The sequence below is a fragment of the Pseudonocardia sp. genome (assembly GCF_035305885.1).
GTDB lineage: Bacteria > Actinomycetota > Actinomycetes > Mycobacteriales > Pseudonocardiaceae > Pseudonocardia.
Window position 1 is genome coordinate 1 of sequence record NZ_DATGOP010000093.1, and the last position, 18,051, is coordinate 18,051.

Below are 18,051 nucleotides of genomic sequence, written 5' to 3' on the forward strand. Positions count from 1 at the left end.
TGAGCTCGCCGGCGGCGAACGCGGCGGTGACCACCGGCAGCTTGCGCAGCGCCCGGGCGATGCGCAGGTGTTCGTTGGCGGTGCGGATGTTCATGCCGATCTTCCACGACACCCAGTGCGCACAGGATGTGACCCCGTCACACGCCGCCCACAGCTTGCGGGTGTCGAACTCGGCCAGGTATTGCAGGAACCGGCACTGGGCGGCGGCGACGTGACCGGCGATCCCGAGCAGCGCGGTTTCGACCTGGTGATCGCTCAGGGCATCGATCGGAGTGGGGAACGGGGCGACGGCGCCGGGCATCGGGGATTCCTCCGCACCGGGTGTGTGAGCGAGGATCCCACCCGGGTCTGACAGTTTTGGTTCTGCGGAACCTGGAAGTGGAACCGCCGCCTGGTGGCGCCGCGACAGGTCCAGGCAGGCCGAGGCCGTCCCAGCAAATGCCGGTGCCTGCCCGAAATCGGGTTCCGCGGAGCCCGAAGCGACGCCCCTCAGTGCAGCGGCCGCACCGGCGTCGTCACCGGCCGATCGAAGATCAGGTGGGTCTGGGCGTGGCCGACCTCCGGCCGGGTGGTGAGGTGGTCGACGATCAGCCGGTACAGGTGGGCGCTGTCGGCGACCGCGACGTGGAGGAAGAGGTCGTGCGGCCCCGAGACGGTGTAGATGGCCAGGGTCTCGGGCAGGGCGAGCACCGCGTTCGTGAACGCCTCCACCAGCTCCCGGCGGTGCGGGCGCAGCTGCACCGCGACGAACGCCTGCAGGCCACGGCCGATGGCGGCCGGGTCGACGACGGCCCGCACGGCGCTGATGACGCCGAGCGCCCGCAGGCGCCGGACGCGCTCGTGGCAGGAGGACGTGGGGAGGCCGACCCGGGCGGCGAGCTCCTTGTTGGTGATCGAAGCGTCTTGCTGGAGCTCCCGTAAAATGCGCCAGTCAACCGGATCGAGAGTGCTGTCTCGCGGCATGTGCCGGATGCTATCCGGACTTGCTTGCTCGATCTTGGACGATCAACGAAGTTGGAGGCGTGCCTCCACGTTGTGTCCTCGTGCTCGACCCGTCCGCTCCGCGTTGGCTGATCGCGAACGCCGCCGCCGTCCTCGGCGCGTCCGCGGGCGCCGCGGGCGCTGCGACCCTCGGGCCCGACCTGACCGATGCATCCGGCGGCCGGTGGGCCGGTATCGCGGAGGTCGTCGTGCCCGTCCTGGCCGCCCCGCCCGCCGAGCTGGCGGCCCTGCGCCGGGCAGCGCAGGAGGCCGGGGTCACCGCGCTCGCCTTCTCCGACCTCGCCCAGGCCTCACCCACGTACGCCGACTACACCGCGGCGGTGGCCCGCACGCCGACGGACGAGATCGGGCTGCACGCCGTCGCGCTCCTCGGATCCGGAAACGCGGTTCGCAAGCTGACCCGCCACCTGCCCCGGCTCACCGACCCCGCGCCCGCACCGGTCCCGTGACGCTCGAGCGGTGGACCGCCTTCCTCGGGGTGCTGCTGGTGGTGGTGCTCACCCCGGGGCCGGACTTCGCCGTCGTGCTGCGACACAGCCTCGCCGGGCCCGCCCGGGGGGTGCGGGCCGCGGCGGGGATCACCACCGGGCTCGCCTGCCACACCACCGCGGCCGCGCTCGGCCTCTCGGCGGTGCTCGCGGCGCGCCCGGACGTGCTCACCGCGATCCGGCTGGCCGGCGCCGCCTACCTCGGCTGGCTGGCCGTGCAGGCGCTGCGCGCCGCGTTCGCCCGGGAGCCAGCGGCCGCGCACCAGCGGGGCGCGCGCAGCGCCCACCCGTACCTCGACGGGCTGGCGACGAACCTGTTCAACCCGAAGGCGCTGTTGTTCTTCCTCGGCCTGATCCCGCAGTTCGTCGTGCCCGGGCCGACGGTCACCGCGCAGCTGCTCCTGCTGGCGGGGACCACCGTGGTGGCGGCGTCGCTGTGGTGGGCCGTGGTGATCCTCGCCGCCGGGCGGGGCCGGACGCTGCTCGGCCGCGGCCGGGTGCGGCGGGCCGTGGACGGCGTCACCGGCGGCGTCCTGCTGGCGGTCGCGGTCGGCGTGGCCCGCGGCTGATGCGTAGCATCGGGGCGTGACCGGCTTCGCTCAGCCCCCGGTTGCCGGTCCGGCGCCCGGGCACCGCGCGGGGCACGTCCACACCGTCCTGGCGGAGGCCGACGGCACGCCCTACTCCTCGCTGCGCAGGCGCCCGGTCGAGCGGGCGGAGCGCTACGCGATCGGCAAGGCCCTGCGCAAGAAGGTGCCCCGGTCGTCGCTCGGCGAGTGGAACCCGCCCCCCGACCGGCCGGATCCGATCCGGCTGATCGAGGAGAGCCACGTCGGCCGGGTGGAACGGCTGATCCCGGTGCGGGTCGGCCGGATGATCGAGTCGCCGTACGGGTTCCTGCGCGGCACCGCGGTGGTCATGGCCGACGACGTGGCCCGGCTGCCCGCCACCGGGATCATGCCGGTCGTCTGCGGCGACGCCCACCTCGGCAACTTCGGCTTCTACGCCTCGCCCGAGCGCGACCTCGTGATCGACCTCAACGACTTCGACGAGGCCCACCCGGGCAGCTGGGAGTGGGACCTGCGCCGGCTGGTCGCGAGCATCTGGGTGGCGGGGCGGCAGAACGGGGCGAGCGAGGACTCCTGCGCGAGCGCGGTCACCGCCTGCGTCGCCGCGTACCGCAACGAGGTGCGCCACCTCGCCGACCAGCCGCTGCTGTCGCGCTCCTACGAGCGGCTCGACGTCGACCGGCTGGAGCGGGAGAGCCCCAAGCCGCTGCGCGCCGAGGTCCAGCGGGCCGCGCGGCGGGCGCGCAACCGCACCAGCGACCGCGCGCTGCCCCGGTTCACGCGGGAGATCGAGGGCAGGCGGCGGATCGTGGAGGAGCCGCCGCTCATCACCCGCGTGCCCGACGGCGAGGCCGAGCAGCTCGCCGCGGCGCTCGACGACTACCTGCACACCCTCGCCCCGCACTGGCGGCGCGCGCTGGGCGGCTACACGATCGTCGACATCGCGCACAAGGTCGTCGGCGTCGGCAGCGTCGGCCTGCGCGCCTACGTGGCGCTGCTGGAGGGCTCCTCGCCGGACGACGTGGTGTTCCTGCAGCTCAAGCAGGCGCGGCGGTCGGTGCTGGCGCGGTACGTGCACGGCGAGTCGGCGTGGCACGCCCACCAGGGCCAGCGCGTGGTGGAGTACCAGCAGGCGCTGCAGACCGTGAGCGACCCCCTGCTGGGCTGGACCACGGTCGGCGACCGCCAGTACTACGTGCGGCAGTTCCGCGACATGAAGGGCACGGTCGCGCTCGACGCCATCGACGCGCGGGCGATCGCCGACTACGCCGGCGTGCTCGGGCACCTGCTCGCGAAGGGCCACGCCCGCACCAGCGGGGCGTCGATGATCGCCGGGTACGTCGGCCGCGGCGACAACGTGGACCGGGCGATGGCCCGGTTCGCCCGCGCCTACGCCGACCAGACGGAGGCCGACCACGCGGCGCTGGTCAAGGCCGTCGAGCGGGGGCGGCTCCCCGCGGAGCGGGGGGTGTGACCGCGTGACCGTGGACTCGCCCGCGGCCCCGTGGCACCGCGTGCGCCGCGTCGCGCGGCACCTGAGCCGTTCCCTGCCGTCTGCGCTGGGCCTGACCGCGGCCGCGCTGGTCCGCCACCCCGTCTGGCGGGAGGCGGACGACGGTGGCGGCGCCGGGGTCGTGGTCGTGCCCGGGTTCGCCGGGGCCGACGCGTCGATGGCGATGATGAGGCGCTGGCTCGCCCGCCGCGGCTACACGCCCACCGGCGCCGGGCTCGGGATCAACGTCGGCTGCACCGAGGACCTGGTCCACCGGCTCGAGCAGCGGGCCGAGGAACACGCCGAGCGCACGGGCGGCCGCGTCCTGCTGGTCGGGCACAGCCGGGGCGGGATGCTGGCGCGGATGGTCGCCGTGCGCAGGCCCGACCTGGTGTGCGGGCTCGCGATGCTGGGCAGCCCGGTGCTCGACCCGCTGGACGCGGGCGGCCTGGTCACCGTGGTGCTGCCCGCCGTCGTGCGGCTGTCCGAGCTGGGCGTGCGCGGCCTCCTCGACGGCGACTGCCTCAGCGGACCCTGCAGCGCGGCCACCGTCGCCGGGTTGTCCGCCAAGCTGTCCGTGCCGGCCGTGGCGATCTACTCCCGGGAGGACGGCGTGGTCGGTTGGCGGTCCTGCCAGGACCCCGAGGCCGAGTGGGTGGAGGTCCGCTGCAGCCACGCCGGGATGGGCACCGACCCGGACGTCTTCGCCGCCCTCGCCCCGCGCCTCGCCGCCTGGGCCGCCGCGCGCTGAGCCGCGCTCACCCCGCGCACGGCGACGAGGGGTCGACGCCGGGCGGCAGCAGGTCCCGGGCCTGCGGGCTCAGCTCCGGCGGCAGCAGGCTGCACAGGTGGTCGCGCCACCGGTCCACGGAGGCGGGGATCCGCATCGGGAGGATCCCGTACTCGCCACGTGCGAGGTAGCTGCCTCCGTCGCCGGTCATCCGAACCTCGCCCATTCCGGCGGGTGACAGGGTGGCCACCTCGGCGCGGCGGTCGAGGTCGTAGAGCACGATCCGGTCGCTCTGCAAACCGTGGACCGTGACGAGGCGGCCTTCCGCGTCGAAGCCGAGCAACGAGCTCAGCCCGGGGGTCGGCATCGGTTCGCCGACGCGCTGCCCGCTGGCGAGGTCCCAGACCTCCACCGTGTCGGTCGCGCTGTTGACCGCGAGGCGGTTGCCCGACGCCGCCGCGGATCCGAAGACCGCTCCCGCGATCGGAAGCTCCCGGACGAGCTCGCCCGCGGGTACGTCCCACAGCTGCAGCCTGCCGTCGGGGGTGGAGACCAAGGCGTGGCGGGGGTGGCCGGCCCGCTGGATCATCGCGTCGCGGTCCCGGTACCAGCGTCGCTCGTCGGGGGTGTCCACCACCTCGACGGGGGCGCCGAGCGGAGCACCCGACCGGGCGTCGTAGGCGCGGAGCGTCCCTTCCACGAGCTCGAGGACGATCTCTTCACGACCGTCGGCGGACGAACCGATGACGATGTGCGGGTTCTCCAGAGCGCTTGACGACAGCTCGATCCGGGTGGTCGGAGGGAGCGCTGGGACCGGATGGCGGGTCAGCACCCATCGCTTCTCACCGCGGCGGAGGAGCCAGAGGTCGTCGTCGTCAACGAGCCACTGCGTGTCACGTTCGTGCTCGATGCGCGCAACCAGCCGACCGGTGTCCCGCTCGTAGGTCGCCGCTCCGGTCGCGGTGAGGAGGAGGTAGTGAACGCCCGCCAGGCGCACGCTCCCCCGCATCAAGGCGACCGGATCGCCCTCGGGTTCAGGTGTCGTGCGGACCCGCAGCAGCGTTCCCCCCACGGCCACCAGCGCGACGGTCCTCCCGTCCGGTGCCGGGAGCAAGATGGACTTGGCCACTGTCCGTGGCCGACGCCACACCGACGTCTCTGGCTGGAGCGGCGCTCGGAACTGGAACGCTCGCCCGGACTGGATCTCCGTGGCGCGCCACCGCTCCTGGTCCACCGGTGACTGGATCCGCTCGAGCACATGCCGCATGTCCTCGGTCAGCCAGAAGTTGCTGCAGGTGCTGAGCAGGGGAATCCGACGCTGTTCCACCCCGGTGACCGTGTCGAACGCGATGACGGAGCTGGTGCTCCCCGGCGTTCCATCGCCCGGCACACATCTGACGTCGTACTTCTCGCTGACCATCCAGGACTGGGTCACGTCGCGCAGGACGGCTCCCGTCCTCAACGACCGGACGGTGAGGACGAAGTCCTCGGTGGTGCCGGTTCGCACCAGCACCACGTCTGGGTCGGCTGTGAGCTGAAGACCCGTCAGGTCCGCGATGTCGAGGGTTGTGGTGCTGGTGGTGCCGTCGTCGAGGTCGTGGACGGTCAGCGCGGATCGCCCGTCGGACTCCCGGTCGAGCCAGGCGAGCCGCTCGACCGCGGGATCGAATCCGGAGATGAACCGGGTTCCCGGCCCCGGGTCGGCCAGCAGGACGGGCTCGACGCCGCGGGTGGTGTCGACCAGGTGGACCGTGCCGTCCGCGGAGAGCACCGCGACGAACCTGCCGTCCGTGCTCTGCCGCATGTGGTCCAGCTCGAACGGCGGGTCGTGACGTGCGGGGTGATCGCCGAGGACGCCGGTGAGGATCGAGGCGCGGTCGCGCCCGCCCAGTCCGGAGACCATTGCCACGTCACCGCCGGCGAAGATCGAGATCGGGTCCGCCTGGGCGGCGATGATCTTCTCGGTGTCGGCGAACGCGAGGTACCGGCCGGCGAGGGTGGTGCCCGCGGCGGTGCTGGTGGGGTCGCTGCGCCATGCGGCCAACGCGAGCTCGGCGGCGAGCACGGGCTGGCGTTGAGCGTGCGCACCGGCCTCGGCGGCCAGGGCCTCGGCATGGGCCGCGGCCTGCTGCGCGCTGATCCGGCTGCCGCGCTGGACCGCGACCACGGTGAGGGTGCCCGCCACCAGCGCGAGCGCGGCCACGGCGGCGGTGATCACGTACCGCCGCCTGCGTTCGGTGCGCCGGTGCGCGCGGCTGGTGCGCAGGTAGTGCCGCTCGCCGTCGGTCAGCTCGGCCTCGCGGTCGGCCCACCCGTCGGCCGCGGCCAGCTCCGGACCGCGCAGCAGGGCGCCGCGGTCGCGGTCGGGCGGCCTCCCAGCGGTGCCGGGCGGCGTCGAGGTCGGAGCGCCAGCGCAGGAAGTCGCGGTCGGCCCCGAGCCAGTCGCGCAGTCGCGGCCAGTGGTCGATCAGCGCCTGGTGCGCGAGGTCCACCGTGCCGCCGGTGCGCTCGCCGCCCGCGACGACCAGCAGCCGCCCGGTCACCAGCGGCGGCACCAGCGCGCGCAGCTCGGGCGGCAGGTCGGCGTAGGGGACGGGGCGGCGGACGAACCGGCCGTCGCGGTCCGTGGTGACCAGGCGGGTGAGCAGCCTGCGCAGCAGGCGGTCGTCCTCGGTCGCGAGCCGCCCGACGACGTCGTCGGCGTGCGCCGCGAGCGCCCCCGCGACCCCGCCCGCCGCGCGGTACCCGGCCAGGGTGAGGAACCCGCCCTCGCGCCGCGCCCAGAGCCGGGCGAGCAGCGACTCGACGAGCGGCAGCTGGCCGGGTTCGGTGCCCGCGTCGTCGAGGACGCGCTCCACCAGGCCGTCCTCGAAGCCCAGGCCGGGGGCCCGCTCGGCGGGGCGCACGATGGCCTCGCGCAACGCGGCGCGGTCCATCGGACCGACCAGTACGGTGCCGGAGTCGAGCGCGCTGGCGATGTCCGGGGTCAGCACGTCGTCGAGCACGCCGCCGCGCGCGGTGAGCACCGCCCGCACGCCCGTGCCCGCCGAGACCAGGGTGGCGAGGTCGCCGAGCAGCCTGCGGGCGGCGTCGGGATCGGTTCCGGCGAGCTCTTCGAACTGGTCGAGGACCAGCACGAACCGCTCGCCGGTCGCGCCGCCCAGCGCGTCGACCAGCTCGTCCAGCGCGGCCGCCCGGGTGCCGGCGTCGGAGAGCAGGCCCGCGATCCGCTCGGTGTCCCGCGCGCGGCGGGCCGGGTTGGAGGCGGGGTCGGCCAGCTCGAGCACGGCCGCCACGAGCTCGGCCGGCGCCGCGGTCGTCGAGCTCAGCCGGGCCCGCCCGATGCGGGCCCCCTCGGCCCGCAGGCGGGGCACGAGCCCCGCGTGCACGAGCGACGACTTCCCCGCGCCGGACGGGCCCGCCACGACCACGAGCGGGCACCGGTCCACGGCCGCCGCGAGCCGCGCCAGCTCCTCGTCGCGGCCGAAGAAGTACTCGGCGTGCTCCTCGTCGAACGGCTGCAGGCCGCGGTACGGGTTGGGCAGGAGCTCCGGGTCGAGCCCGAGCACCTGCTCGACGGGGATCAGGTACGCGGTGGTGACGTCCGGGTCGCGGTCGGCGGCGACGGTCATGCCCACGACCGCGCCCGTCTCGTCGTCCCAGACGGGCGACCCGGAGAAGCCGCCGACGATCGGGTGGTCGCCGGGGTTGGCCTGCAGCTGGAACCAACCGGTGGCCTGCCTCCCCCGGATCCGCCCGGTGGTCCACACGCCGTCCCAGCTGCCCTCGGGGAAGCCGAACACGCGGAACCGGTGGTCCCACAGGCCGTCGACCCGCCGGACCGGGGGCATCACCACCCCTCGGGCGGGGCGGCCTCGTCCAACCGCAGGAGCGCGACGTCGCCGGTGCCGTCCTCGGCGATCGGCACCCAGCGGTGCACCCGCGCCGATCGGCGCGCCGGCTCACCGGACAGCATCGGGAAGTCGACCGCGAGCGTCCCGCCCGGAGCGACGGCGGCGTACGGGTCGGCGCCCGTCGCGGTGGCGACGACGTGGGCGCACGTCGCCACGAGGTCGGGGCCGACGGCGAAGGCCGACCCCACCACCTCGCCGGCCCGGTTGTGGACCCGGGCACAGGCGGTGGCCGCGAGCCCCGCCACCCCGCGTTCGACGACGACGGTGTCAACGGCTTCCACGCGGTGTCCCCCCAGCACCTCGGTCCGCGTCGATCGTTGGCCACCCTAATGATCGTCGAGGTCCTCCACCTCTCCGGACCGCGAGGTGTCGTAGCCGCCGAGCGCGCCGACCGCGGCGCGGGTGGCCGGGTCGCGCAGGGCGGCCACGAGCGCGGCCGCCGCGTCGAGGGCGGCGCCGGGGAGCACCACGTCGTACTCCTCGCAGACCAGGGGCACGAAGTCGAGGTCGAGGTCCTGGGCGACCGAGCGGACGCCGAGGCCCGCGTCCACGATCCCGGACGCGACGGCGAGCGCGGTCTCCAGGTGGGAGCCGGTCTCCGGGCCCGTGACGGCGTCGGGGTCGCGGCCCGCCTCGCGCAGCAGCCGGTCGAGCAGGACGCGGGTGCCGGTGCCGAACCGCCGCTTGGCGACGCGCAGGCCGGCGAGGTCGGCGGCGCCGGTGAGGCCCCGCGGGTTGCCCGGCGGCACGATCAGGCCCTGCTCGCGGCGCCACAGGTGCACCAGGTGGGGCCGCAGGCCGCGCAGCAGCCCGCGGGCGAACGGCGCGTTGTAGCGGCCGCTGTGGTGCAGCAGGTGCACGGCGGCGCCGTCGGCGCGGCCCTGGCGCACGGCGCGCAGCCCGTCGAAGCTGCCCGCGGACCCGATCGACCGGACGGAGCTGCCGAGCCCGCGCAACACGACGTCGATGGCCGGGTCGTCGCTGCCGGCCAGCCGGAACACCCGCTCGCCGTGCAGGAACCGGCGGGCGGCCAGCGCGCCACCGTCCGCGACGCGGGTGCGGCGCCGGTCGGCGGTGACGATCACGCCCGCGTCGGCGAGGGCGCGCACGGCCCGCCCGATCGTCGACGGGGTGGTGCCGAACCGGTGCGCGAGCTCGCGCACCCCGGGCAGCTCCGCGCCCTCGGCGAGCTCGCCCGCGGCGATCCGGGCGGCCAGGGTGGCGCAGACGTCCCGGTACCGGGTCACGGCTGCGAACCCTATAGTCCCGGTCTGTGCGAGCACAGTGGAGTGCAGTGGTCCTGGCGGTGGTGCTGGCGGTCGCCGCGTGCGGGGGGCCGGCGGCGGGTCCGGCGGCGGGGCCGTCCGGCGAGCGGACGCTGATCCTCGCCACCACGACGAGCACCCAGGACTCCGGCCTGCTCGACGAGCTGCTCCCGGCGTTCACCGAGGCGACCGGGTGGGCGGTCAAGCCGGTCGCGGTGGGCAGCGGGCAGGCCATCGAGATGGGCAGGCGCGGCGAGGCCGACGTGCTGCTGGTGCACTCGCCCGCCGCCGAGGAGGAGTACGTCGCCGAGGGCACGGCCGGGCGGCGGCTGCTCGTCATGCACAACGACTTCGTGCTGCTCGGCCCGGAGGACGACCCGGCGGGCGTCCGGGGCCTGCCCGTCGACGAGGCGATGCGGCGCATCGCGGAGACACAAGCGGTGTTCGTCTCGCGCGGCGACGAGTCCGGCACCCACTCGCGCGAGCTGTCGCTGTGGGAGGAGGCGGGGGTGACGCCGGGCGCGCCCTGGTACCAGGAGACCGGGCAGGGCATGGGCGCGACCCTGCGCGTGGCCGCGGAGAAGGGTGGTTACACGCTGGCCGACCGCGGGACGTACCTCACCCAGTCCGCCGGGCTCGCGGTGCTGGTGGAGGGCGACCCGGGGCTGCTCAACGTCTACCACGTGATCGAGGTGACCGAGCGCGCGGGCGAGCGGGTGCAGCCCGAGGGGGCCGCCGCGTTCGCCGACTGGATCACCGGCCAGGACGCGCAGCAGCGCATCGGGGAGTTCGGCTGGGAGACCTACGGGCAGCCCTTGTTCGTGCCGGACGCGGGCAAGCCGGACCCGACGGCGGGCTGACCCGTGGACGTCCTCGTCGACGGTGTGGCGCAGGCGCTGTCACTGCTGTTCTCGGGCGACCAGGAGACGTGGGCGATCACCCTGCTGACCCTGCGCGTGTCGCTCGGCGCCACCCTGATCGCGGCGCTCGTCGGCGCGCCGATCGGGATGGCGATCGCGCTCGGCTCGTTCCCGGGCCGGCGGCTGCTGCTCGCCGCGGCGAACACCGGGATGGGCCTGCCGCCGGTGGTCGTCGGGCTCGTCGTCACCGTGCTGCTGTGGCGCAGCGGGCCGCTCGGCTCGCTCGGCCTGCTGTACACGCCGACCGCGATGGTGGTGGCGCAGGCGGTGATCGCGACGCCGGTCGTCGTCGCGCTGGTGGCCGCCGCCGTGCAGCAGGTCGACCGCGAGTTCCTCGTGCAGATGCAGGGGCTCGGCGCCACCCGGCTGCGCGCCCTGCTCGCGCTCGCCGCCGAGGCGCGGCTGCCGCTCCTGGCCGCGGCGATGGCGGCGTTCGGGGCGGTGGTGAGCGAGGTCGGCGCCGCGCAGATGGTGGGCGGCAACATCGCGGGCCAGACCCGCGTGCTCACCACCGCGGCCGTGCTCGCCACGAGCCGCGGCGAGTTCGGGCTCGCCATCGCGTTCGGGCTGGTCCTGCTGTTGCTGGCGTTCGCGGTCAACGTGGTCGTGACGCTCGCGGGGCAGCGGTGACGAGCCGCATCGGTTGCCGGGAGCTGCGGGTCAGCGCGCGGGGGCGGGAGCTGCTGCGCGTCCCGGAACTCGACGTCGCGGCGGGCGAGGTGCTCGCGGTGCTCGGGCCGAACGGGGCCGGCAAGTCGACCCTGCTGCGGGCGCTCGGCCACCTCGGGCACCTGCACCGCACCGGCGACGTGCTGCTCGACGGCCGGGTGGCCGGGCCGCGGGAGCTGCGCGCGGCGATCGCGGCCGTGCTGCAGCGGCCGATCCTGCGCCGCGGCACCGTGGCGGGGAACGCGGCGGCGGGCCTGCGCCTGCGCGGGGTCGGCCGGGCCGAGGCGCGGCGCCGCTCGGCCCCGTGGCTGGACGCGCTGGGCATCGGGCACCTCGCCGAGCGGCGGGCGAGCACGCTGTCGGGCGGCGAGGCGCAGCGGGTGGCGATCGCCCGCGCGCTGGCCGTCGCGCCGCGGGTGCTGCTGCTCGACGAGCCCTTCGCCGGCCTGGACGCCACCACCCGCGCCGACCTCCTGGCCGACCTGCGCACCGTGCTGGACGGGCTGGACACCGCCACGGTGCTGGTCACCCACGACCGGCACGAGGCGATGGCCCTCGCCGGGCGCACCGCGCTGCTCGTCGCGGGCCGGATCCGCCAGCTCGGCCCCACCGCGCACGTCCTCGACCACCCGGTCGACCTCGACTGCGCCCGGCTGGTCGGGTTCACCAACGTGCTGCCGCCCGCCGTCACCGGCCGCCCGCGGCTCGCCGCCGCCCGGCCCGAGCACTGCGTGGTCGGCGGGGACGGGGACGGCCTGCGGATCCCCGGCACCGTGCGCCGGGTGGTCCCGCTCGGGGCGGCCACCCGCGTGGACGTCGACACGGAGGCGGGCACGCTCGCCTGCCGGTCCGTGGACGCGAACGGCCTGGGGCCGGGCGCCCCGGTCACCGTCTCGGTGCCCGAGGCAGCGCTGCGCCCCATCCCGACGAACGGCGCGTTCGTCGCAACCTAGGCAGACGAACGCGCCGCTCGTCGGAACGGGTCAGGGGAGCGGCGCGTCCGCCTCGGCGTCCGTCGTGAGGTCGGCGCGCGAGGTCTCCTTGAGGGCCAGGATGCAGCCCACGCTCACCAGGCAGCAGGCCGCGATGATCGCCGCGACCGCGGCCGTGCTCCCCGAGCCGGCCATCACGCTCGCGAACACCACGGGGGCGAGCCCCGCCCCGGTGCCCGCGACCTGGTAGCCGAGCGAGGCGCCGGTGTAGCGGGAGCGGGTGGGGAACAGCTCGCTGTAGAGCGCGGCGAGCGGCCCGTACATCGACGCGTGCACCACGCCCTGCCCGACGACGACCGCGAGCACGAGCAGGGCGGTGGACCCGCTGTCGATCAGCGGGAAGATCAGGAACGCCCAGACGGCCAGCGCGATCGCACCGCCGAGCACGACCGGGCGCCTGCCCAGCCGGTCCGACAGCGCGGAGAACCCGACGATCCCGGCCACCGCGACCACGGAGGAGGCCGTCAGCGCGTTGAGCACGACCGGGCGCGGGAAGCCCGCCTGCACGGCGTAGGAGATGACGAACACGGTGAGCGTGCCTTGCCCGACGAACGCCCCGAACCCGACGCCGATCGACAGCAGCAGGGTGCGCGGGTGGCGGGTGAGCACCTCCAGCAGCGGCGGGCGGGACCGGGCGGCCGTGGCCGCCGCCGCGAAGACCGGCGTCTCGTCGACCTTCGCGCGGACGAACAGGCCGACGGCCAGCAGCACGGCGCTGAGCAGGAACGGGATCCGCCAGCCCCAAGCGAGGAAGCCCTCCTCGCCGCTGATCTGCGCCGCGAGCGCCAGCACCAGGGTGGACAGCACCATCCCGCTCGGGGCGCCGGCGTTGGTGAAGCTCGCCCACAGCCCGCGGCGGGACGTGGCGTGCTCGGCCGACATGAGCACCGCCCCGCCCCACTCGCCGCCGACCGCGACGCCCTGTGCGATCCGCAGCAGGACCAGCAGGATCGGCGCGAGCGCCCCGATCTGGTCGTAGGTCGGCAGCACGCCGATGAGCACGCTCGCGACGCCCATCAGGCCCATCGTGAGGATCAGCATCCGCTTGCGGCCGATCCGGTCGCCGTAGTGGCCGAACAGCGCCCCGCCCAGCGGGCGCGCGAGGTAGCCGGTGGCGAGGGTGCCGAAGCTCGCCACGGTGCCCACGACGGGGTCGAGATCGGAGAAGAAGACCTGGTTGAACACCACGGCGGAGGCCGTGGCGTACAGCAGGAAGTCGTAGTACTCGATGACGCTCCCGAGGTAGCTCGAGGCCACGGCTCGTCGGAGCTGGGTGGGGCTGGAGCGCGGTGCGGTCATGCGAGATGGCCTCCTTGCCGGGGTCCGCTGCGCGGGCGAATTTAGGGCAGTTTCGTCACGGGCGTCAACGCGGTGCCCAATATCGAGATCTAGGCTTGTCCCATGTCCACGCAGGGGGAGCGGCCGCAGCCGCTGTTGCTCGCCTTCTTCGGCGGGTACCTGCTCGGTCGCGGCGTCCACGTGGCGACGAGCGCCGTGATCGACATCCTCGACCGGTGCGGCGTCTCCGAGCAGGCCGCCCGCTCCACGCTCTCCCGGATGGCCCGGCGCGACCTGCTGCGGCGCGTGCGCCGGGGGCGGAAGGTCTACCTCGGGCTCACGCCGCGCTCGCGCGAGGTGCTGCACGACGGCGAGGTGCGCGTGTGGCGCACCGCGGCGGTGCACGACGGGTGGGACGGCACGTGGACGCTGTTGTCGTTCAGCCTGCCCGACTCGTGGCAGCGGCAGCGCCACGAGCTGCGGTCGCGGCTGCTGTGGGCCGGGTTCGGCCCGCTGCAGGGCGGGCTGTGGATCGCGCCGTCACCGGTCGACCTCACCGCGATCGGCGACCTCGAGGCGGCGGCGCACGTCAAGGTGTTCGAGGCGAGGGCCCTGCCGCCCACCGACGTGGACGCCCTCGTGCGCGACGCCTGGGACCTCGACGCGATCGCGGGCCGCTACCGCGGGTTCCTCGAGCGGTGGTCCGACCCGCGCCGCCGCCCCGGTTTCCCGGACGCGCTGGCCACCCAGCTCGTGCTGCAGACCGAGTGGCTGCAGGTGATCCGCCGCGACCCCCGGCTGCCCGCCCGGCACCTGCCGCCGGACTGGCCGGCCGAACCGGCGTGGCGGCTGTTCCGCGCGCTCTACGCCGAGCTGGACCCGCAGGCGCGGGCCGCCGTGGCCGCGCTCGACGTCATCCCCGACGAGGAGGCGGGGGCGGCCGACCGTCAGCGGGCCGGGCCGTCGGACAGGGCGCTGCGGCAGCGGTTGAGGTAGTCGCGGAACCGCGCCCGCTCCTCCTCGGAGAGGTCGGCCACCATCCGCTCCTCCAGCGCCCGCACCCGCGACTCCATGCGCGCGAGCAGCTCGTGCCCGGCGGGGGTGAGGCTGATCAGCAGGCGGCGGGCGTGGCGCGGGTCGGGGTGGCGCACGACGAGGTCGCGCCGCTCGAGCGCGGAGACGAGGTCGCCCATCGACTGCGGCGTGACGAACGCGTTGCGGGCGAGCTCGGCGCTGGTGAGCCCGTCGCGGCGGGCGAGGACGGTGAGCGCCGTGTACTGCAGCACCGTGGTGCCGGAGGGCCGCAGCAGCTCGTCGAGGTGGGCCCGCACCGCCAGCTCGACCTGTTTGACGGCGTAGAGCAGCGATGGAGCCACCGCCGCATCCCCCGTCATGCCCGACAGCGTATGAGGACCCGGTCCGCGGTCTTCCGCCACCTCAGGTGGCCGATCGGATCGCCGCCAGCCCGGCCGCGAGCGCCTGCTGGTAGAGCCACAGGTCCCCGTGGTAGGCGAGCAGCCGGTAACCGCGGCCGACGAGGTCGGTGGCCTGCTCGACCGAGGTCGGCATGAACCCGGCGATCGTGCCGGTGTCGACCGCGGCCTTCGCCACCCGGTCGAGCGCGGCGAGGTAGTCGGGGTGGTCGAACCGCCCCGGGATGCCCATCGAGTTCGTGAGGTCGAAGTGGCCGACCCACACGACGTCGACGCCGGGCACCGCGGCGATCTCCTCGACGGCCTCGAGGCCCTCGACCGTCTCGATCTGGCAGATCACCACCGTGTCGCTGTTCGCCGCGCGCATCGTGGCGACGGTGTCGCCGCTGCGGTAGTCGTCGTGCGCGATGCCGAACGCGGCGCCACGGCTGCCGTCGGGCGGGTACTTTGCCCAGTCGACGAGCCGCGCGGCGGCCTCGGCCGAGGCCACCATCGGCGCCATGATCCCGCTCGCCCCGACGTCGAGGGCGCGGCTGACGAACGTGCGGTCGAACGCCGACGGGATCCGGATCCAGGCGGGGACGTGGGCGCGGGTGGTGGCGACGAGCCTGCCGAGGGTCTCCCAGCCCCAGCCGGTGTGCTCGGCGTCGTAGAGCACGAACTCGGCGCCCGCGTGCGCGGCGAGCCTGCCGATGCCGTTCGTCGCGAACTCGAACACGAACGTGCCGAGCGCGAGCTCGCCGGACCTGGCCTTCTCGATCACGGGCAGGGTCACGGACGCCAACCTAGACAACGCCGGTCACGCCCGCAGGCTCCCTCACGCCCGCAAGCTCCCTCAGGCCCGCAAGCTCCCTCAGGCCCGCAAGCTCATGGCCTCCAGCAGCTTCGGGAAGATCTGCGTGTCGGTCAGGCTGCCCTCGAAGGCCTCCGCGCCCGGGCCGCTCGCCGTGATGGGCACCGGGGCGTTGGTGGGGCCCCTGCGGGTCCAGCGCAGCCAGACCTCCTGGTCGGAGTCGGTGACGGGGAACGGGCCGTTCGCGCCGGGCCGGGAGGCGCCGGGCTCGGCGAGGGCGATGCTCAGCCCACCGGTCTCGTGGAAGCCCGCCACGACGATCAGCGTGCCGGGGTTGACCGCCTGGAACTCCAGCGCGGCCTGCACGGTGGCCTCCAGCGCCCGCCCCGCCTCCAGCACCATGGCGCCGTTGCCCGCGCGGGCCGCCTCCGCGAGCGCCGCCTCGTCGACGACGAGGAAGAAGCCCGCCTCGCGGCGGTCGAGCGCGGCGAGCGCGGCGCGGGTCATGTCCGGCAGCGGCACGGCGGGCGCGTAGCGGCCCCGCCCGGGCGGGCCGGCCTCGAACATCGGCCCGTCGGCGAAGAGCCCCAGGAGCCGGTCCGCCGTGGTCGCCTGCAGCTGTTCGGCGTCGGAGATCGTGGCGTAGCCCAGCTCCCGCGCCTGCCCCACGAGGCTCGACCAGGACCGGGCCCCGCCGCCGAGGACGACGTCGACCTCGATCTGCTCCAGGTACTGCCGGGCGATGGTGCGCTCCGCCGTGGCCTCCTCGGCGTCCTCGCTGCCGTGGGCGACGGGGACGGGGCGGGGGCCCAGGTGCGCGGCGAACGCGGCGACGGTGGGGTCGGTGACCTCGGCCGTGGTCACGAGGCCGGTGGCCTTGCCCGCGTCGCGCGCGTGCTCCAGCACGGTGGAGAGGTCCTCGCCGTCGGCGTCCACGCCGATGGCGCCGGGCGCGGTGGGCATGCCCGTGGCCAGCGTGGTGGCCCCCGCCGCCGCGTCCGACACCGGGTCGACCGGCCGCACCGTGCCGGTCGCCCCCATCGACTCGCTGAGCCGGTCCATGGCGAGCTCGCCCGTCGGACCCGCGATCGCGAGCTGCAGGAAGTCGTGCTGGGCCTGCCCGAGCCCGCTGCCGAGGATCAGGATGACGCCGCGCGCCACCTCCTCCCGCGCCCCCTCCGCGGGGGCGTCGGCGGGCACCGCGACGCAGGCGGCCAGGGCCCAGGCCAGCGCCACCGACGCCAGGCTCCGGCCCACGCGGGAGCGGACGGACGGCGCAGTCACCGGTGGGAGACCTCCTGGCGTCGGGAACGCGGGAAGCCTAGTTGCCCGGGGGGACGGGCCTCCCCCCACCGGGTGGTTTCGCGACGGCCGAGACGAGGTCGGCGGCGACGTCGCGCAGCTTCGTGTTCCGCTGCTGAGAAACCCGCCGCAGCACGTCGAACGCTTCGTCGGCCGAGCAGCGCTCGCGGGCCATCACGATGCCGATGGCCTGGTCGATCACGGAACGGGACGTGAGCGCCGCGCGCAGGTGGTCGGTGAGGCTGACGTGGTCGTAGGTGCGCAGGGCCGCGGTCAGCGCGACCGCGGCGTGGGCGGCGAGCGCCTCGGCCAGCCGCAGGTCGCGCTCGTCGAAGCCGACGTCACCGCGGGCGTAGAGGTTGAGCACGCCGACCGCGCCGCCGCGCACCAGCAGCGGCACGGCCAGCACGCTCCTCAGCCCGTGGCTCAGCACGAGCGCGTCGAAGTCGGCCCACCGCCGCTCCGCGCGCAGGTCCGGCACGTGCACGACGGTGGCGGTGTGGAGGGCGAGCAGGCACGGCCCGGCGCCGCGCTCGTACTGGTGGACGTCGATCCGGGTCGCGACCGGGTCCGCGGCCGCCACCGTGATCACCCTCCCCCCTTCGGCGAGGGTGAGGCTCGCCGTCGAGGCACCGCCGACGAGATCGGCGGAGAGCTCGGCCACGCCCCGCAGCAGGTCGTCGAACGACTCGGTGGACAGCAGCGGGGCAGCCAGCTCGGCCGCTGCGTCGTCCCGATGTGGGTCCCTCCGATCCGGCCGATCTCCCATGGCGTGTCCGTCCCCGCTCGAGTCGCCGTCGAGCCTCGCAGATGAAAGCGCTTTCGGCATCGTCCGAACGTGCCACGGGAGTCCGGGACCGACGAATGGTTGCCCTTTCTACCAGCGCTCTCGTAGAGTCCCGTGGCGGTTGGACCGACAGCCTGTGCGTGAGCGCACGCCCGGGCGTGGTCTGGTCCCGATCTCTCCCCACCCCCGGCGGGCGCCGGCGCGAGTCGAGCCAGCGGAGGGGAACAGTGCGGGGAGCCGTGCAGCATGAGCAATCGATCGCACCCGTCCAAGGGGGCTGGCGGATCATGTCCGTGCAGCCCGACCGGGAACACGCCTTCATCGAGGTGATCGGCGCCTGCGGACTCGACGGCGCCGCCGAGCTGCGACGGCGGGTGGACGGGCTCCTCATCGCGGGGGTGCGCTACGTCCTGGTCG

At 75.1% G+C, this 18,051-nt stretch carries 17 protein-coding genes and 1 pseudogene; 8 read left to right on the plus strand and 10 right to left on the minus strand.

Translation table 11 applies throughout. The features are described 5' to 3' along the window. Positions 1 to 301: DUF222 domain-containing protein (locus VKZ81_RS20195; RefSeq protein WP_324243178.1), on the minus strand; the 301-nt coding region annotated here is incomplete at its 3' end. 188 nt (positions 302 to 489) lie between these two features. Beyond that, a complete protein-coding gene (locus tag VKZ81_RS20200; RefSeq protein ID WP_324243179.1) occupies positions 490 to 963 on the minus strand; it encodes an Lrp/AsnC family transcriptional regulator in 474 nt (157 codons plus the stop codon). Between the two features lie 59 nt (positions 964 to 1,022). Here VKZ81_RS20200 and VKZ81_RS20205 point away from each other — a divergent pair, with 59 nt between their 5' ends. The 4 genes from VKZ81_RS20205 to VKZ81_RS20220 are packed head-to-tail and all read left to right on the plus strand — an operon-like array spanning position 1,023 to position 4,302. Then, positions 1,023 to 1,451, plus strand: coding sequence for a DUF2000 family protein (locus VKZ81_RS20205; protein WP_324243180.1), 429 nt, complete (start codon positions 1,023 to 1,025; stop codon positions 1,449 to 1,451). Further along, entirely contained in the window at positions 1,448 to 2,059 is a 612-nt protein-coding gene (locus VKZ81_RS20210; RefSeq protein ID WP_324243181.1) for a LysE family translocator, read from the plus strand. The genes VKZ81_RS20205 and VKZ81_RS20210 overlap by 4 nt, the downstream gene beginning before the upstream one ends. Before the next feature lie 16 nt (positions 2,060 to 2,075). Then, positions 2,076 to 3,533: a DUF2252 domain-containing protein gene (locus tag VKZ81_RS20215; RefSeq protein ID WP_324243182.1), complete on the plus strand. Its 1,458-nt coding sequence runs from the start codon at positions 2,076 to 2,078 to the stop codon at positions 3,531 to 3,533. Positions 3,534 to 3,537: 4 nt separating this feature from the next. Then, positions 3,538 to 4,302 carry an alpha/beta hydrolase gene (locus tag VKZ81_RS20220; RefSeq protein WP_324243183.1) on the plus strand — a complete coding sequence of 255 codons (765 nt, stop codon included), beginning with the start codon at positions 3,538 to 3,540 and terminating at the stop codon, positions 4,300 to 4,302. A 1,889-nt stretch (positions 4,303 to 6,191) separates the two neighbouring features. On the opposite strand, the gene VKZ81_RS20225 is transcribed toward VKZ81_RS20220, so the two are convergent. From VKZ81_RS20225 to VKZ81_RS20235, 3 genes are read right to left on the minus strand one after another with little or no spacing between them, the layout of a single operon-like run. Beyond that, positions 6,192 to 8,132 carry an nSTAND1 domain-containing NTPase gene (locus VKZ81_RS20225; protein ID WP_324243184.1) on the minus strand — a complete coding sequence of 647 codons (1,941 nt, stop codon included), beginning with the start codon at positions 8,130 to 8,132 and terminating at the stop codon, positions 6,192 to 6,194. Beyond that, on the minus strand, positions 8,132 to 8,476 hold the full coding sequence (locus VKZ81_RS20230; RefSeq protein WP_324243185.1) for a trypsin-like peptidase domain-containing protein: 345 nt from the start codon (positions 8,474 to 8,476) through the stop codon (positions 8,132 to 8,134). The genes VKZ81_RS20225 and VKZ81_RS20230 overlap by 1 nt, the downstream gene beginning before the upstream one ends. Positions 8,477 to 8,521: 45 nt before the next feature. Continuing rightward, on the minus strand, positions 8,522 to 9,442 hold the full coding sequence (locus tag VKZ81_RS20235) for a substrate-binding domain-containing protein (RefSeq protein ID WP_324243186.1): 921 nt from the start codon (positions 9,440 to 9,442) through the stop codon (positions 8,522 to 8,524). 47 nt (positions 9,443 to 9,489) lie between these two features. On the opposite strand from VKZ81_RS20235, the gene VKZ81_RS20240 reads away from it, so the two are divergent. The 3 genes and pseudogenes from VKZ81_RS20240 to VKZ81_RS20250 form a co-directional block, all read left to right on the plus strand. Further along, complete coding sequence (locus VKZ81_RS20240; RefSeq protein WP_324243187.1) at positions 9,490 to 10,320, plus strand: ABC transporter substrate-binding protein; 831 nt, start codon at positions 9,490 to 9,492, stop codon at positions 10,318 to 10,320. 3 nt (positions 10,321 to 10,323) lie between these two features. Next, a complete protein-coding gene (locus tag VKZ81_RS20245) occupies positions 10,324 to 11,010 on the plus strand; it encodes an ABC transporter permease (protein WP_324243188.1) in 687 nt (228 codons plus the stop codon). A 20-nt stretch (positions 11,011 to 11,030) separates the two neighbouring features. Then, positions 11,031 to 12,002: pseudogene (locus VKZ81_RS20250) on the plus strand (ABC transporter ATP-binding protein); the annotation flags it as partial. 30 nt (positions 12,003 to 12,032) lie between these two features. On the opposite strand, the gene VKZ81_RS20255 reads toward VKZ81_RS20250, so the two are convergent. Next, the gene (locus VKZ81_RS20255) at positions 12,033 to 13,340 is read right to left on the minus strand and encodes an MFS transporter (RefSeq protein ID WP_324243190.1); all 1,308 of its coding nucleotides are present in this window, start codon (positions 13,338 to 13,340) and stop codon (positions 12,033 to 12,035) included. Between the two features lie 102 nt (positions 13,341 to 13,442). Here VKZ81_RS20255 and VKZ81_RS20260 point away from each other — a divergent pair, with 102 nt between their 5' ends. Continuing rightward, a complete protein-coding gene (locus VKZ81_RS20260; protein ID WP_324243191.1) occupies positions 13,443 to 14,315 on the plus strand; it encodes a PaaX family transcriptional regulator in 873 nt (290 codons plus the stop codon). On the opposite strand, the gene VKZ81_RS20265 is transcribed toward VKZ81_RS20260, so the two are convergent. From VKZ81_RS20265 to VKZ81_RS20280, 4 genes are all read right to left on the minus strand, one after another. After that, positions 14,267 to 14,713 carry a MarR family winged helix-turn-helix transcriptional regulator gene (locus tag VKZ81_RS20265; protein WP_324243192.1) on the minus strand — a complete coding sequence of 149 codons (447 nt, stop codon included), beginning with the start codon at positions 14,711 to 14,713 and terminating at the stop codon, positions 14,267 to 14,269. The two genes, VKZ81_RS20260 and VKZ81_RS20265, sit on opposite strands and share 49 nt — an antisense overlap. 43 nt (positions 14,714 to 14,756) lie before the next feature. After that, complete coding sequence (locus tag VKZ81_RS20270) at positions 14,757 to 15,527, minus strand: HpcH/HpaI aldolase family protein (protein ID WP_324243193.1); 771 nt, start codon at positions 15,525 to 15,527, stop codon at positions 14,757 to 14,759. 78 nt (positions 15,528 to 15,605) lie between these two features. Further along, positions 15,606 to 16,829: an alkaline phosphatase gene (locus VKZ81_RS20275; protein ID WP_324243194.1), complete on the minus strand. Its 1,224-nt coding sequence runs from the start codon at positions 16,827 to 16,829 to the stop codon at positions 15,606 to 15,608. Between the two features lie 37 nt (positions 16,830 to 16,866). Further along, on the minus strand, positions 16,867 to 17,616 hold the full coding sequence (locus VKZ81_RS20280; protein ID WP_324243195.1) for a GAF and ANTAR domain-containing protein: 750 nt from the start codon (positions 17,614 to 17,616) through the stop codon (positions 16,867 to 16,869). Positions 17,617 to 18,051 lie beyond the last annotated feature (435 nt).

Excerpts from the sequence above, each read along its gene's own strand:
- VKZ81_RS20260 (WP_324243191.1), top strand. The coding sequence starts at position 13,443 with ATGTCCACGCAGGGGGAGCGGCCGCAGCCGCTGTTGCTCGCCTTCTTC.
- VKZ81_RS20280 (WP_324243195.1), bottom strand. The coding sequence starts at position 17,616 with ATGGGAGATCGGCCGGATCGGAGGGACCCACATCGGGACGACGCAGCG.
- VKZ81_RS20265 (WP_324243192.1), bottom strand. The coding sequence starts at position 14,713 with ATGACGGGGGATGCGGCGGTGGCTCCATCGCTGCTCTACGCCGTCAAA.
- VKZ81_RS20255 (WP_324243190.1), bottom strand. The coding sequence starts at position 13,340 with ATGACCGCACCGCGCTCCAGCCCCACCCAGCTCCGACGAGCCGTGGCC.
- VKZ81_RS20225 (WP_324243184.1), bottom strand. The coding sequence starts at position 8,132 with ATGCCCCCGGTCCGGCGGGTCGACGGCCTGTGGGACCACCGGTTCCGC.
- VKZ81_RS20200 (WP_324243179.1), bottom strand. The coding sequence starts at position 963 with ATGCCGCGAGACAGCACTCTCGATCCGGTTGACTGGCGCATTTTACGG.